Source organism: Bacillus cereus group sp. Sample62, from assembly GCF_036851315.1.
Taxonomy (GTDB): domain Bacteria; phylum Bacillota; class Bacilli; order Bacillales; family Bacillaceae_G; genus Bacillus_A; species Bacillus_A wiedmannii.
This window is the reverse complement of sequence record NZ_JAFLPK010000001.1, coordinates 416,227-430,794: the sequence shown is the minus strand read 5'-3', so window position 1 is coordinate 430,794 and position 14,568 is coordinate 416,227. Positions and strand designations below refer to the sequence as shown.

Below are 14,568 nucleotides of genomic sequence, written 5' to 3'. Positions count from 1 at the left end.
ACTCTCGGTAGGAACCTTTTTATTATTAATGAATAATTTTACTTCCTTTTGCGTTCTCAACAAACTTTTCACTCGATTTGTTAATTGGTGTTTTCAATAATAACGCAGCAATAACGATGACTACTACGAAAACACTTAGTACAAGTAAATCTCTAATAACTATATCCCAAAGCATTCCACCTACCGTTTCACGAATTGCACTAATTGCATATGTGAATGGTAAGAACGGATAAATCGCTTGGAAGAATGGTGGTGTCATTTGAATTGGGAATGTTCCGCCCGACCCTGCTACTTGAAGCACAAGTAAAATGATTGCCATCGATTTCCCAACGTTTCCGAAAATAGAAACAAGTGAGTACACGATACAAACAAATACTCCGCCAATAAATAAACTAAATAACACAAACCAGAATTTATCGACTACGTACGTACCGAGTAAGAATATATCCCCCATTGATACGATAAACGCCTGTGAAAGACCTATCGTTAAGAATGTTAATAAACGTCCAAAGTATATTTCATGGCTCTTATAATTCGCGCCCTCTTCATGTACTTCTACCGTTAATAATGAAACCATTAATAATGCGCCTACCCATAATGCAAGCACTGTGTAGAATGGTGACATTGCTGAACCGTAGTTCGGCATTGCAAATAACTTATTCTCTTTTAAATTTACTGGATTCGCGAAGTAATCACTTTGCTTTTCAACATCATTTTTCAATAAGCGTATGATGTCTTTTATATCCTCTTCTGATTCAAAATCGCGAATTTTATTTGCTAAGTCTTTAATCTTTTTCTCAGTCTCCGGCATCTCAGCTTTAATGTCCGCTAATTTTTTCCTACCGTCTACTAAGCCTTTTGATGAATCTTCTAGTAACTTTTTAACATCTGGGAGCTTTTTGTCTGCATCATTTAAAATTTGAGTTGTATTTTTCGACATCTCTTTTGTACGAGCAATTGCTGTATTGAAATTAGGTACAATTTCTGAATCATACGTCGATAATACATCTGTTAATTGAGCTGATCCGCCCTTCGCAGCGTTGTTAATACTTTCAATTACATCTTTTGTAGGTTTCTGTCCATTGTTAAGAAGTGTAATTCCCTTATTCGTTGCATCTACACCTTTTTGCAGACTACTTTTTGCTTTATTTAATTTTGCAATTCCATTATTAAGGTTTTTATCACTACTTACATCTGCTAAAACCTTATTTGTACTTTCTAGAACTGGAATCATATCATCGATTAAACCAATTCCAGCTTGGAATTGACCATTTAAACTTTTTAAGGCTTCCTTCGAACCTTCTAAACCATTCACACCTCTATTTTGTACATCCTCTAATGCTTTTTGGACACTAGATTTAGTACTTTCAAGACTATTCTTTGCTTTCTCATAATCCGCTTTTGCATTATCATATATTTCATTTGCATCTGCTTTAGCTTGATCTACTGTGCTAACTGCTTTTTTATAATCTGCTACAAATGTTTCATTGTAATCTTTTTCCGCTTGATCAATTAATGAGTTTGCTGCATCTAACTTTTGATTTGCTACATCTGTTACATCTTTCTTTACTTCTTGTCCTGTACCGATAACACTTACAATATCTTTAATGCCGTTATTTGCATTTTCCATACTACCTTTAAGCTTAGTTAAGCGATCCACTCGCCCTTGGAAGAAGCTTTTTCCAAAATCAGTCGTGGCTGAGTTTTGAAGTTCAGTAAACATATTAATAAGATATGAAATATTTTCTGTACGAGCTTGCAGTTGATCTGATACTGCATTTAAATCTTTCTTTGCTTGCTCTGGATCAAACTGACCATTTTGCAATCCATTTACAACACTTTTCCCATAAGCTGTTCCTGCACGTGATGAGCTTAAAACATTATTTACTGTTTGATTAATATTTTGTGCTATCCCCTTATAACCATCACTATTCAACTTAGAAAGGTCTGGTCTTGCAGGGAATTCAGGCAGGCCATTCATTCCAGAGAAATCAGGGATGTTTAGATCAACACCTGGATTCATTAAAAAGTCGGTAAATGCAGCTGCACTATCCATAACACCTTGTGCTACTACTAAATCATTTCTTATCTTCCCTGGAGCATTTTTTAATGTTTGATCTTGTCTTGCAAAGAACTTATCTAAATTCGCCAACGCTTCCTGCCCATCATTTATGACACTCTCTACAACAGGTAAATCTTTCTGCGCCACTTTCACAATATCCTCTGCTCGAGTCGCATCATCTAACGCCTTATCCATCAATGTATTCATTTCCGGGAACTGCGCTTCTAACTTAAATACAAGGTCTTTTACTTTCTCGATACTCGGCAAGTTCGTTTCTAAATCGATTCCAAGATCGTTGAAGATTTCAAAAATCTCGCCGTTTGCTGTTTTAACAAAGTTTTTACTAATCTCTTCTGTAAGACCCGATGCACCTTTAGCTGTAATCTTCGGCGCAATGGCATTTACCTTTTCATTTACGTAATACTCAATTTCTGGTTTCTGTGGATTTTCATCCAAGACTGTTGCAATCTTTTCAGAGAAATCCTTTGGAATAGTAATACTTGCAGAATAATCTCCACGCTCTACCCCATAAATCGCTTGCTTTTCATCAACAAACTTCCACCCAAAATTTTTGTCCTTCTTAAGTGAATCTACAATTTCTTTCCCGATGTTAATATCTTTCCCTCTTAAATTTGATCCAACATCTTGGTTAGAAACTGCAATCTGGATTCCTTTCGTATTTCCATAAGGATCCCAAGAAGCTTTAATGTTAAACCATGCATATAACGATGGTAAAATCATTAACCCTAAAACAATAACAATTGCAGCCCAATGTTTAGCTACATTCCGTAAATCTGTCTTATAAATACGCCAAATCTGTTTCATATAAGCAATCACCTAATTATATATTTTTCTTTCTTTAGAAAATGATACATACATTTTGCCATTATATCACTTTCTACATCGTAGATTAAACGAAAACATACTATTTTTCCCATTAAATATTTCACTTACTTCATTATATAACGAAGTAAAAAAAGTATGCATACAAAATGACCAAATTAGTTTTACATTCAATAATAACAAATATATAGGAAATGTCATAAAAAATACAAGTATTTTCTCTTGGAAATACTTGTATTCCTCAAAAAAATCCTCACAGCTTTTCATCATCTGTGAGGATTTCTTCTATTATATATCTACTTGTACTTCTACACCGAAATGATCTGAAATTACATTTCTGTTCGTACCATTAAAAATGACTTTTGAAGAACGAACTTTTTCACTTTGGTTACACAATATTAGATCGATTCGTAAGTTATGTTTATTTTCATCCCAACCAGCAATCTCACCTTGGACAGTTGTTCCTTCATCCTTCTCTATTGCTAGTTCATATGTGTCATACAAACCTTTTTGCATCATATATTCATAGCCTTCACCTTGTAAACGAGCGTTATTATTAAAATCACCCATTAAGAAGGAAAGTTCATTACTATCTACACGCCCCATCAAACGATTAACTTGATCTTTGAATGATTCTTCTTCATCATTCCACCAACCGAGGTGGCAAGAGTAAAACGTGATGTTCTTATCATTATAAGCAATTGTCGCACTTACAATTTTGCGTGTTTTCCAATACGTTGTATCCTTATTTTCTGAAATAAAGAACGTATCTTCTTTTACAACATTATGCTTCGTTATAATCGCTAATCCTTCTTCATACACATCATAACCAATATGAGAGAAATCCCAAGTAATATTGTAATCTTTTACATGTAACGCTTTTAACTCTTCTAATAGTAAAAGTCCAAAATTATCTTCTTTCTTGTTACCGCATACATTTTCAGCTTGTATCGACTGACTTACTTCTTGCAATGCGATGACATCGTACTCTTCTTCTTGAATGACTTTAGCAAGATATTTTATCTTTTCCATTTGATTCTCTTCTTGCCAAGAGTGACAGTTTAAAGTTAGCAATTTCATCTTATTACGCACCTAACATATCTTGAATGTCTGACTTTAATACGTCAGCTTTCGGACCATATACTGCTTGTACACCTTTATCTTTTACGATAAGTCCTAAAGCACCATTTTGTTTCCACTGTGCTTCTGGTGCAACAACATCTAAATCTTTTACTGTTACACGTAAACGCGTCATACAAGCATCTACGTCAGCAATATTTTCTTTACCACCTAATAAATCAATAACTTTTGTTGCTAATGAACCATCCTGTACATTTCCTGTTCCTTCTGATGACTCATCTTCATTATCAATATAGTTACCTGCACGTCCTGGTGTTGGTAAATTGAATTTTTTAATTAAGAAATTGAATAATGTAAAGTTCAGACCGAAGAACACTAATGAAACGATAACGAAATTGATTAAATCTCTTGTTAGTCCTGCATTAACCATCATCGGTGTACGAGTAATTAATTCAATAAATCCAAATGCGTGAACACGTAAGTTAATTAAATCTGCTAATGCGAATGCAAGTCCTGTTGTAATTGCATATACAACATATAATACTGGAGCAATAAACATGAACATGAATTCAATTGGTTCTGTTACACCTGTTAAGAATACTGCTAATGCAGCCGATAAGAACATTGGTTTATATTTTGCACGTTTTTCTTTATCAACATTACGGAACATCGCGAAAGCAATACCCATTAACGCTGCTGTTGAGCCAATAACTTGTCCAGCTTTGAAACGAGCTGGTACAACGTTATTTAATAAATCGTTATATGCTTTCGTATCTCCATTTGCTAGTAAATTATTTAAGTCTGTAATCCATGCAAGCCATAAAGGATCTTGTCCTGCTACAATTTGTCCAACTTTTGAACCAGTTAACATCGTATATGTTCCGCCTAGCTCTGTGTAGTTCATCGGAATCGTTAACATATGATGTAAACCGAATGGTAATAGTAAACGCTCTAACGTTCCATATACAAATGGTGCAACAACTGGTGCACTATCTTTAGATGCTGCAATCCAGCGACCGAATTCATTTAATCCACTTTGGATGAACGGCCATAAAAGTGATAATACAATTGCAGTGACTGTAGACCAAACAATTACAACGAATGGTACGAATCGTTTTCCGTTAAAGAATGCTAATGCCTGTGGCAGTTTATTATAGTTATAATATTTGTTATATAGAGTAGCTCCTAAGAAACCTGTGATAATCCCTACGAAAACTCCCATGTTTAATGCTGGTGCACCAAGTACAGAAGTAAAGTAATCTTTTACAACTAAATCTCCTGCTAATACTGAAGAAACTGTCGCTTTTGAATCCGCTAACATTTCAGCGTTTACGCCAAATATAGCTCCTGTAATTCGGTTTGTTAAGACGAATGCTAATAGCGCTGCAAATGCACCACCTGCGCGATCTTTCGCCCAAGACCCCCCAATTGCTACTGCAAATAAGATGTGTAGATTTGTAATAATTGCCCAACCGATGTCTTCCATTACACGAGCGATTGTATGAACTGCGTTAATATCCCCAGCAGACATCCCAATTAACTTACCGATAGAAATCATTAAACCAGCTGCTGGCATTACAGCTACAACAACTAACAATGCTTTCCCGAACTTTTGCCAAAAATCAAAAGACGTAATTTTCATCTGTTCTTCCTCCCCTTTATTTATAACAACATAATGATTTAAATTATAATTTCTGTTCCTATTATGAAAACGATTCCTTATGTTACTTTATTTTTATCTTTACGCAACCGTTTTCATAAATCTATTTTAATAAAAGCGTTTTCACTTTGCAATAGAAATTTATTTTTTTTCATAAAAAAAGATGCTCTTAGAGCATCCTTTTTTATTATGAAATACGATAAACCCTTGTTTCATAAGGCTTTAACGTGATTGAAGTTACTTGTTCATTTTCCGTAACTTTATAGTTATTTAAAAGCAAACGTTTGCGTTCCAGTGCAAATGAACCCTCATTATACACAGCTTCCTCTTTTGAGATATTGCTAATTACAACGATTTTTTCATCGTTTAATGTACGAGTATATGCATAAATTTGCGGATCATCTTCTAGAAGTAAATCGTACGTACCGTAATTCAGTACATCGTGCTCTTTTTTCAAGGCAATCATTTTTTTATAGAAATTGAAAATAGAGTTATCTTCATTCTTTTGCTTTTCAACATTAATTTCTTTGTAGTTTGGATTCATACTAAACCAAGGCGCACCTGCTGTAAATCCAGCATTCATCTCATCGTTCCACTGCATTGGTGTACGTGAATTATCGCGGCAAGAAGCCCATATAATTTCCATCATATCTTGATGTGATACACCCTCTGCAATTTTCTCTCGATATAAATTTTTAGTTGCTACATCATCATAATCTTCAATATTTAATAATTGAACGTTCGTCATCCCAATTTCTTGTCCTTGATAAATAAACGGTGTACCGTGCATAAAGAAGTACATTGCTCCAAGAGCTGTTGCACTTTCACGCCAATATTGTTTATCATCTCCCCAAGTTGAAACGATACGTGGCTTATCGTGATTCTCAATATATAAAGCATTCCATCCTTTATTTTCTAACCCTTTTTGCCATTTCGTTAATACCTTTTTCAACCCTACAACATCAAGATCTTTCTTCTTTTCTGCATCCCATAAACTTAAATGTTCAAATTGGAATACCATATTGAACTTGCCTTGCTCTTCTCCAACCCAAAGCTCAGCATCTTCAATCTTAACGCCATTCGCTTCACCAACAGTCATAATATCGTACTTAGAAAACGTATTTTCTTTTAACTCTTCTAATAAAGGTTGAATACCATCCACATTCATATGTTTATCAAAAGATGGTACATACTTTAGTTCTTTTGGATTTGGCATATCTTTGAAACCATCTTCTTTTTTAATATGGCTAATCGCATCCACGCGGAAACCATCAATTCCTTTATCAAGCCACCAATTAACTGTATCGTATAACACTTCGCGAACTTCTTTATTCTCCCAGTTTAAATCTGGTTGTTTACGCGAGAATAAGTGTAAATAATATTGTCCTGTTACTTCATCATATTCCCATGCCGAACCGTTAAAAATACTTTCCCAGTTGTTTGGTTCCGAACCATCTTTACCATCATGCCAAATATACCAATCACGCTTCGGATTGTCTTTAGATGAACGCGACTCAATAAACCATGGATGTTCATCACTCGTATGATTAATAACTAAATCAATAATAAGCTTCATATCACGCTTATGAACTTCATCTAGTAAAGCATCAAAGTCTTCCATCGTACCAAACTCATCCATGATATCTTGATAATCACTAATATCATAACCATTATCATCATTAGGTGACTTATACATTGGACAAATCCAAATTACATCTATACCTAAATCTTTTAAATAATCCAGTTTTGCAATAATACCTTGTAAATCTCCAATACCATCACCATTTGAATCCATAAAGCTACGTGGGTAAATTTGATAAGCAACCGCTTCTTTCCACCATGTCTTGTTCATAGTCATTCTCTCCTTTTGCATCCCATCGGAAATTTTATGCAAACGTTTTCGTAACACTATCATAACAAAATATAAATAGTTTGCAACTGTTTTCATTGAACTCTATGTAGATTCCTTATTCTTATGCTTTATTTATTTCTCACAAAAGCAAATCTCATTCCTCACCTGCTCTTGTCCACGCACGTTACATACACTTTTCATATATTAATAAAAAGCACTGCTTGTTTTAGAAAGGAGTGATAAATTGAAACAAACAAAATTAACAGGTCGTATCGTCGTTCCTTCAGACCCGGACTATGACGTAGCCCGAATGAATTTAAATTTAAGCATTCCAAAACTCCCTTGCGTTATTGTTTTTTGTCAAAATCAAAATGATGTCTGTAACGCCTTAAAATGGGCACGCGAACGTCATGTACCATTTCGCTTAAGAAGCGGACGTCATAGCTATGAAAATTTTTCTCTTTTAAATAGAGGACTTATTATTGATGTGAGTGAAATGCATCGTATTACTGTTAATACAGATAAATTAACAGCAACAATTGAAGCTGGTGCAAATCTTGGCATTGTTTATAAAGAGCTTTGGAATTTTGGTGTGACAATACCGGCTGGTACAAGTGCAAGCGTTGGAATTGTTGGATTAGCACTTGGCGGTGGCATCGGTATGCTTTCACGCTTATTTGGATTAACATGTGATCAATTAGTAGAAGTTGAAATAGTACAAGCGTGTGGTAAATTTGGAGCAAAAATCATTCGCGCAAACGAACATGAAAACCATAACTTGTTTTGGGCGTGCCGCGGTGGTGGTGGTGGAAACTTCGGAATTGTTACTTCTTTAACTTTTCGAGTCCATCCTATAAAAAATGTATCAATCTTCTCAATTACATGGGAATGGAAAGATTTTATCGCTGCATTTCAAGCGTGGCAAAACTGGGCACCTTATATAGACAAACGTCTCACTTCATCAATTGAATTATTCGCAAAGCAACGAAATAAAATTGAAGTAAAAGGTGAATTTGTTGGCTCTCCCTCTGAACTCCATTCCTTATTATCTCCTCTTCTTGAAACTGGTACCCCCTCTCTCTTTATAGATGAAGTTCCTTATATAAAGGCTGTTGAATTTTTTAATAGTGGTAACATCCCTGAAAGCTTCAAGCGCTCCGGTTCCTATGTATATAAACCGATTCCCCTTAAAGGAATTCAAATCATGCAACATTTTCTTTCTCATTCTCCAAATAAGGATGCGAGTATTTGGCACCAATCGCTTGTAGGTGCTGTTGAAAATATTCCTCCTACTGAAACAGCTTATTTTCATCGTAAAGCAATTATTGCGCAAGAATACATTACCTCTTGGAAATGCGATGATGAAGAAAATCGTAATATACGCTGGGTTAAAGATTTACGAGAAAGCTTAGATCCTTATACACTAGGTGACTATGTCAATTGGCCCGATATCGACATTAAAAATTGGCAAACTAGTTATTATGGTCCTAACTTTCAAAGATTGCGTAAAGTGAAAACCATATATGACCCTTGCAATGTTTTTCGTTTTCAACAAAGTATCCCTCCTTTTCATACGTAAAAAAGGAAGAACAGCATTCTGTTCTTCCTTTTTACATTGAAAATCGTTCAATTGTTTGTTTCAAGTCTGCTGCTTGCTTCTCTAAATCCTTTAACAATTGATCGATTACTACCATATTTTGAGATTGTTGCAACGTCACACGTGCTACTTCTTGCGAACCAGCTGATGTTTCCTCAGCAATTGCTGCTACAGCCTTCGTCTGTGCTCCTGTTTGATGAATATGACTCACTTGCTCATTCATATAGCCACTAATTTGCTTCGTTGCATCGGCAACTTCCATAATACTTGATGACATTTCTTTTAAAATTAATTCGGTAGCTTCCCCACGTTTCGCCTCTTCTTTAGCTGTTTTCACTTGCTCTGTCATTTTCAATGCGACTTGTTGCACTTCCTCTTGCATATTTCGTAATAACTGCGATATGTTTCTTGCAGAATGATCGCTTTCATCAGCAAGTTTACGTACTTCTTCAGCTACAACTGCAAAGCCCCTTCCATGCTCTCCAGCACGAGCTGCCTCAATAGAAGCATTCAGTGCTAATAAATTCGTTTGACTAGCAATCTCACTCACAACGGAAACAATATGTTCTACTTGTTTCATTCGTTCTTCTAATTTCTGTACATTTTGCATCGAATTTTCATTTTCTTTTGCCAATGCTTGAATGCCTTGAATTAAAGAAGTAAAGACTCGTGTACTTTGCCCTAAAGCTTGAACCATTTCTAAAGACAACTCGTCAGACTGTTTTGCTTTTTCTTCTACTTCACTCGCAATAGAAGTTGTTGTATCAACAGCAGAAACAATCGCCTGAATGGAAGCAGCTGATTGCTCAGCGCCAGAAGAAATCTCTGCAAGAGTTTCAGACACACCTCGTGCTTGCTTTGTCGCTTCCACTGTTTCCCTTCTAATTTGCTGAACTTGATTATTTGTATACGAAAATGTAGTATCAATATTTTTTACCATACCTCTTAAGTTCCCTAGCATCATATTAAATGCAACACTTAAAGATTTAATCTCATCATCTGCCTTTGGTAATGGAACATCTTCACGAATATCACCCTCAGCCGCTTTCCTTGCCGCCTCCTCTAACTTTCGAAGCGGTTTAATTAGAAATATGGCTGCTCCATACGCTAATATTCCAGACCATACTACGCCTAATAGCATAACAATGATATTATAAACGGTTTGACTTACATAATCTTGAAAATAATCATATATAACGTAAATAAAAATTAAACTTGTCGAATATGTAATAAAAGCTAAAATTGTAGTGAATAGCATAAGCTGCATACGTAAGCCAAAGGAAAATGTCTTCCTTTCTTTTTCCATTTTTTCTTTCCCCCTTTTTATAAGCAATATAAATACTACCTATATATTATTATCCATATTTTCATTATAGAAGGATATAGGGATTTTTAAAATTTAATATTTCCTTGAATATCAAATCCCACGAAAAAAATGAAGGATTCTGACAATTTGTGGCTAATAACAGAAATAAGGGGAAACATTTGTAAAATATATTTTTGACTGGGGGTTTTGTATGATTCAGGTTCGAAATCTAGTAAAATCATTCGGCTCGCTTGATGTTTTAAAAGGAATTGATTTAGAAGTAAAAGAAAAAGAAGTTGTTGTTTTAATTGGTGCCAGTGGTTCCGGTAAAAGTACATTACTTCGCTGTCTTAACTTTTTAGAAATGTACGATGAAGGTGAAATTCACTTACAAGGTGAACGAATTGATCCCAAGCATTCAAATTTAAACAAAGTCCGTGAAAATGTCGGTATGGTTTTTCAGCACTTTAACCTCTTTCCTCATATGACCTCACTAGAAAACATCATAGAAGCACCTATCCATGTAAAAAAATTAGAAACAGTAAATGCAAAGGATATTGGAAATCAGCTTTTGCAAAAAGTCGGCCTACAAGATAAAGCAGATGTAACTCCTCACCTCCTGTCAGGTGGTCAAAAACAGCGCATTGCCATTGCACGAGCTCTTGCTATGAATCCTAAAATTATGCTATTTGATGAACCTACCTCAGCCTTAGACCCTGAACTTGTTGGAGAAGTATTGCAAGTTATGAAAGAACTTGCTGAAGAAGGAATGACCATGATTATTGTTACTCATGAAATGAATTTCGCAAGAGATGTAGCTGATCGCGTCATATTTATGGATGACGGAAAGATTGTAGAGGACGCTCCGCCAGCACAATTCTTTTCAGCTCCATCACATGAACGAGCAAAACAATTTTTACGCAACGTTTTATAATGTAACTTCTATTTCAAATGAAAAGAAATACATTCATACGGTGCACAACTAATTGTCCAAATAAAATATCTCAGTAACATACTTAAAACCATCCGTATGATCAATATATAGGAGGGGTTTTATGAAAAGAAAACTATTAACCATTGTTGCGAGTATTACATTATGTACATCCTTCATACTAGGAGCCTGTAGTAAGGAAAGTGCTACTACTTCTTCAAATGGTGAAAAAGAATTTCGTTATGCAATGAGTGGCTTATATAAACCTTTTAACTATAAAGAAAATGACGGAAAGCTTGCCGGTTTTGATGTGGAAATTGGTGAGGCACTTGCGAAAAAAATGAATATGAAACCCACTCCTATTACAAATCCATGGGAAACGCTAATTCAAGGTCTACAATCGAAAAAATATGATGCTATATTGGGCAGTATGGCAATTACAGAAGAACGCTTAAAAGCTGTTAGTTTCTCAAATCCTTATTATCGTTCTGGTGCCCAAATTTTTGTGGCTAAAAAGAATACATCTATCTCTTCTCCAGAAGATTTGAAAGGTAAGAAAATTGGTGTTGTAAAAGCTAGTACCTTTAAAGACCTTGTTGCAAAACATACAAATCAAATTACAGAATATGATAGCGATATTACTGCACTTATGGACTTAGAGCCTGGACGTATTGATGCAGTAATCACTGATCAAATGGTCGGTTTACGTATGATCAAAGAAGGTAAATCAAATATAAAAGAAGCTGGAAAACCATTAAATCTTGATGAAATGGGAATTGCTATTCGTAAAGATGATAAAGAAATGGTTGAGAAAGTAAATAAAGCTTTAGATGAAATCATTAAAGATGGTACGTATGAAAAGATCAGTAAAAAATGGTTTGGGCGTAATATTCTCGGTGAAGAGGAAAAAACGAAGTAAATTAGCTAGTCACATGTTTCATACATTATGCCCCACTTTTTATGTGGGGTATTTCATTCCCTACCAAAATCCATACAATATGAGGTGACACATATGTTTGAAATTTTTATGTCTACTTATCCCACACTCTTAAAGGCTACTATTGTCACATTACAATTAACATTAACTTCCCTAGTACTCGGTTCACTAATTGGATTACTATTCGCTTTTTTTCGAATCTCTAACAATAAGATTTTAAATAGTATCGCTCATGTATATATCGCCATTATTCGTGGTACACCTTTAATTGTTCAAATTGCCATTCTCTATTTCGGTATTACATCGATTATTGTCTTCACCCCTTTTTGGGCAGGAGCAATTGCTTTAGCAATCCATAACGGTGCATATATTACTGAAATTTTCCGCGGTTCCATTCAATCTGTCGACCGTGGACAATTGGAAGCTGCTCGTTCTTTAGGTATGCCTTATCCTTTAGCAATGCGCCGTATTGTATTACCGCAAGCATTTCGTCAATCTCTTCCTCCTTTAGGAAATCAGTTTATTATTGGATTAAAGGACTCCTCTCTCGTTGCATATGTAGGATTGTCTGAATTATGGGGATCAGGTTTATCAATTGCTGCAAGTAACTTCCAACAATTAGATACATACATAATCGTTGGTTTATATTACCTCGTACTTGTTCTTCTATTTACTTATTTTGTTAATCTTTTAGAAAAACGATTACAAAGAAAAGAAACAAATTCAGTTCAATTTAGCAAAAAGAATAAAAAAGAAGTCTCTTTATAAAAAAAAAGCAAGCCTGAGATGGCTTGCTTTTTCACTGCAAAATATATCAATTTTTACTGATTTACTTTTTTAATACTCTCTTCTTCCTCTATATGTTCCTCACGATATGAAATATTATGAGGATCTAGTCCATTTCCTAAAGAACCATAGAAATGCTCTCTATGCGGATCCACTAATTCACTTCCTTGATAATACACACGTGGTGTATTCCATAGCGCTGCCAAAGCTTTTGTCATTGGCATCTCATGATAGCGTTCCGGCCACATTTCTTTAATTTTATCTTTTACTAACGGATAGTATTTAGAGCTCATAGCAGGGAACAAATGGTGTTCTGTATGATATGAAAAATTGAAATGTAAAACGTCTACCCAGCGCGGCACTGTTACTGATAAACAGTTCGCTAACGGATCATTTACTGGAACAATTGGATTTAAGCGATGATTTGTTGCGATATATGCCATTACAATAAAGTTAGCAATTAACAATGGAATTACATATGCAAATAACCATTTTCCAGGTCCCATAATAAACAATAAACTAATCCAAACAGTCCAAGGCAAAAGAAGTTGAAGCCATACAGATTTTTGATTGGATGACTTAAAATCCTTTATAAAATGAAAGAACATTCGAGTTGAATGTAACGTAAATTGAATGGTTAGTGACAGAAAACTAAAGAATGAACGAACATGAAGAGGCATGCGATATACCCAGCTTAAAAACTTACTCTTTTTCAGTTTCTCAAGTGTAGGCCATGCATCTGGGTCATTCTCTTCATGTTGTGTATGAACATGATGCGTTGCATTATGCCACTTTCTCCAAAGCTTCGGTCCAGTTGATAATGGCATAAATGCTATCGCGCCTAAAAAATCACGAAGCCATGCTTTTCTTACAACAGTTCCATGTAAAATTTCATGTCCTAAAAATCCAAGTGAAGCAAAACATAATCCAAGAACAATCGCAATTCCTAGATTCGCCCACACATTCAATTCAAATACACCAATCGATATTAACCCCGCCAATGCCACAAGCAAATAAGCCAGTCCACCAAATAAACGAGTAGGAACTGGTTTAAATGCTTTTTTCGGCAAATGTGGTGATACACGTGCTGCATACCACCCAAACGTATGAAGCTCCTTCATCCTTTTGCCCCTTTCTTATGCCGCGCCTTGCGCAACTTACATATATCAATTCTTGCTTCCAGATTGATTTTACTAGGTGATTAAAAAAGCATTTATTATAAGGAAAATAAACTCACTCTATCGTCACTTATTTTTCGCTTTTATTATCAATGAAAAACATTTCTCTTTTTACTCTCTATCAACCTTTCCACATGATGAATCATATCAATAGAATTTCTATATTGTCAATAACTTTTATGACCTAGTAATAAAAGTTGGTTATATTTTTATAATCATACTTTATTTCACTAAAGAAAAAACATAGATTTTATAAGGCTTCATCCATTATGCATATACATACACTAACATACTATAGACTCTATCTTATTCAAGAACTCTCTGTGTAAACAACAA

The 14,568-nt window shown here is 35.0% G+C and carries 10 protein-coding genes and 1 pseudogene; 4 read left to right on the top strand and 7 right to left on the bottom strand.

The genetic code is table 11. The annotated features are described in order from the left end of the window. Window positions 1-25: 25 nt before the first annotated feature. From J0835_RS02205 to J0835_RS02190, 4 genes are all read right to left on the bottom strand, one after another. Complete coding sequence (locus tag J0835_RS02205; RefSeq protein WP_087979283.1) at window positions 26-2,887, bottom strand: YhgE/Pip domain-containing protein; 2,862 nt, start codon at window positions 2,885-2,887, stop codon at window positions 26-28. 306 nt (window positions 2,888-3,193) lie between these two features. Beyond that, window positions 3,194-3,985 (bottom strand): endonuclease/exonuclease/phosphatase family protein, encoded by a 792-nt coding sequence (locus J0835_RS02200; protein ID WP_075311954.1) that lies wholly within the window; start codon window positions 3,983-3,985, stop codon window positions 3,194-3,196. Between the two features lie 4 nt (window positions 3,986-3,989). Then, on the bottom strand, window positions 3,990-5,627 hold the full coding sequence (locus J0835_RS02195) for a PTS transporter subunit IIBC (protein ID WP_000705549.1): 1,638 nt from the start codon (window positions 5,625-5,627) through the stop codon (window positions 3,990-3,992). A 205-nt stretch (window positions 5,628-5,832) separates the two neighbouring features. Further along, the gene (locus J0835_RS02190; protein ID WP_087979281.1) at window positions 5,833-7,497 is read right to left on the bottom strand and encodes a glycoside hydrolase family 13 protein; all 1,665 of its coding nucleotides are present in this window, start codon (window positions 7,495-7,497) and stop codon (window positions 5,833-5,835) included. A gap of 244 nt (window positions 7,498-7,741) precedes the next feature. On the opposite strand from J0835_RS02190, the gene J0835_RS02185 reads away from it, so the two are divergent. Continuing rightward, the gene (locus J0835_RS02185) at window positions 7,742-9,076 is read left to right on the top strand and encodes an FAD-binding oxidoreductase (protein WP_087979280.1); all 1,335 of its coding nucleotides are present in this window, start codon (window positions 7,742-7,744) and stop codon (window positions 9,074-9,076) included. A gap of 31 nt (window positions 9,077-9,107) precedes the next feature. On the opposite strand, the gene J0835_RS02180 is transcribed toward J0835_RS02185, so the two are convergent. After that, a complete protein-coding gene (locus J0835_RS02180) occupies window positions 9,108-10,034 on the bottom strand; it encodes a methyl-accepting chemotaxis protein (protein WP_442893514.1) in 927 nt (308 codons plus the stop codon). A 15-nt stretch (window positions 10,035-10,049) separates the two neighbouring features. Next, a pseudogene (locus J0835_RS29130) lies at window positions 10,050-10,235 on the bottom strand (HAMP domain-containing protein); the annotation flags it as partial. A gap of 376 nt (window positions 10,236-10,611) precedes the next feature. On the opposite strand from J0835_RS29130, the gene J0835_RS02175 reads away from it, so the two are divergent. The 3 genes from J0835_RS02175 (at window position 10,612) to J0835_RS02165 (ending at window position 13,036) form a co-directional block, all read left to right on the top strand. Next, window positions 10,612-11,334 (top strand): amino acid ABC transporter ATP-binding protein, encoded by a 723-nt coding sequence (locus J0835_RS02175; RefSeq protein WP_087979278.1) that lies wholly within the window; start codon window positions 10,612-10,614, stop codon window positions 11,332-11,334. A 121-nt stretch (window positions 11,335-11,455) separates the two neighbouring features. Then, window positions 11,456-12,250 (top strand): ABC transporter substrate-binding protein, encoded by a 795-nt coding sequence (locus J0835_RS02170; RefSeq protein ID WP_087979277.1) that lies wholly within the window; start codon window positions 11,456-11,458, stop codon window positions 12,248-12,250. Between the two features lie 93 nt (window positions 12,251-12,343). Next, window positions 12,344-13,036: an amino acid ABC transporter permease gene (locus J0835_RS02165; RefSeq protein WP_087979276.1), complete on the top strand. Its 693-nt coding sequence runs from the start codon at window positions 12,344-12,346 to the stop codon at window positions 13,034-13,036. A 53-nt stretch (window positions 13,037-13,089) separates the two neighbouring features. Here J0835_RS02165 and J0835_RS02160 read toward each other — a convergent pair whose 3' ends face one another. Beyond that, window positions 13,090-14,175 carry a fatty acid desaturase family protein gene (locus J0835_RS02160; RefSeq protein WP_048560132.1) on the bottom strand — a complete coding sequence of 362 codons (1,086 nt, stop codon included), beginning with the start codon at window positions 14,173-14,175 and terminating at the stop codon, window positions 13,090-13,092. Between the last annotated feature and the right edge of the window lie 393 nt (window positions 14,176-14,568).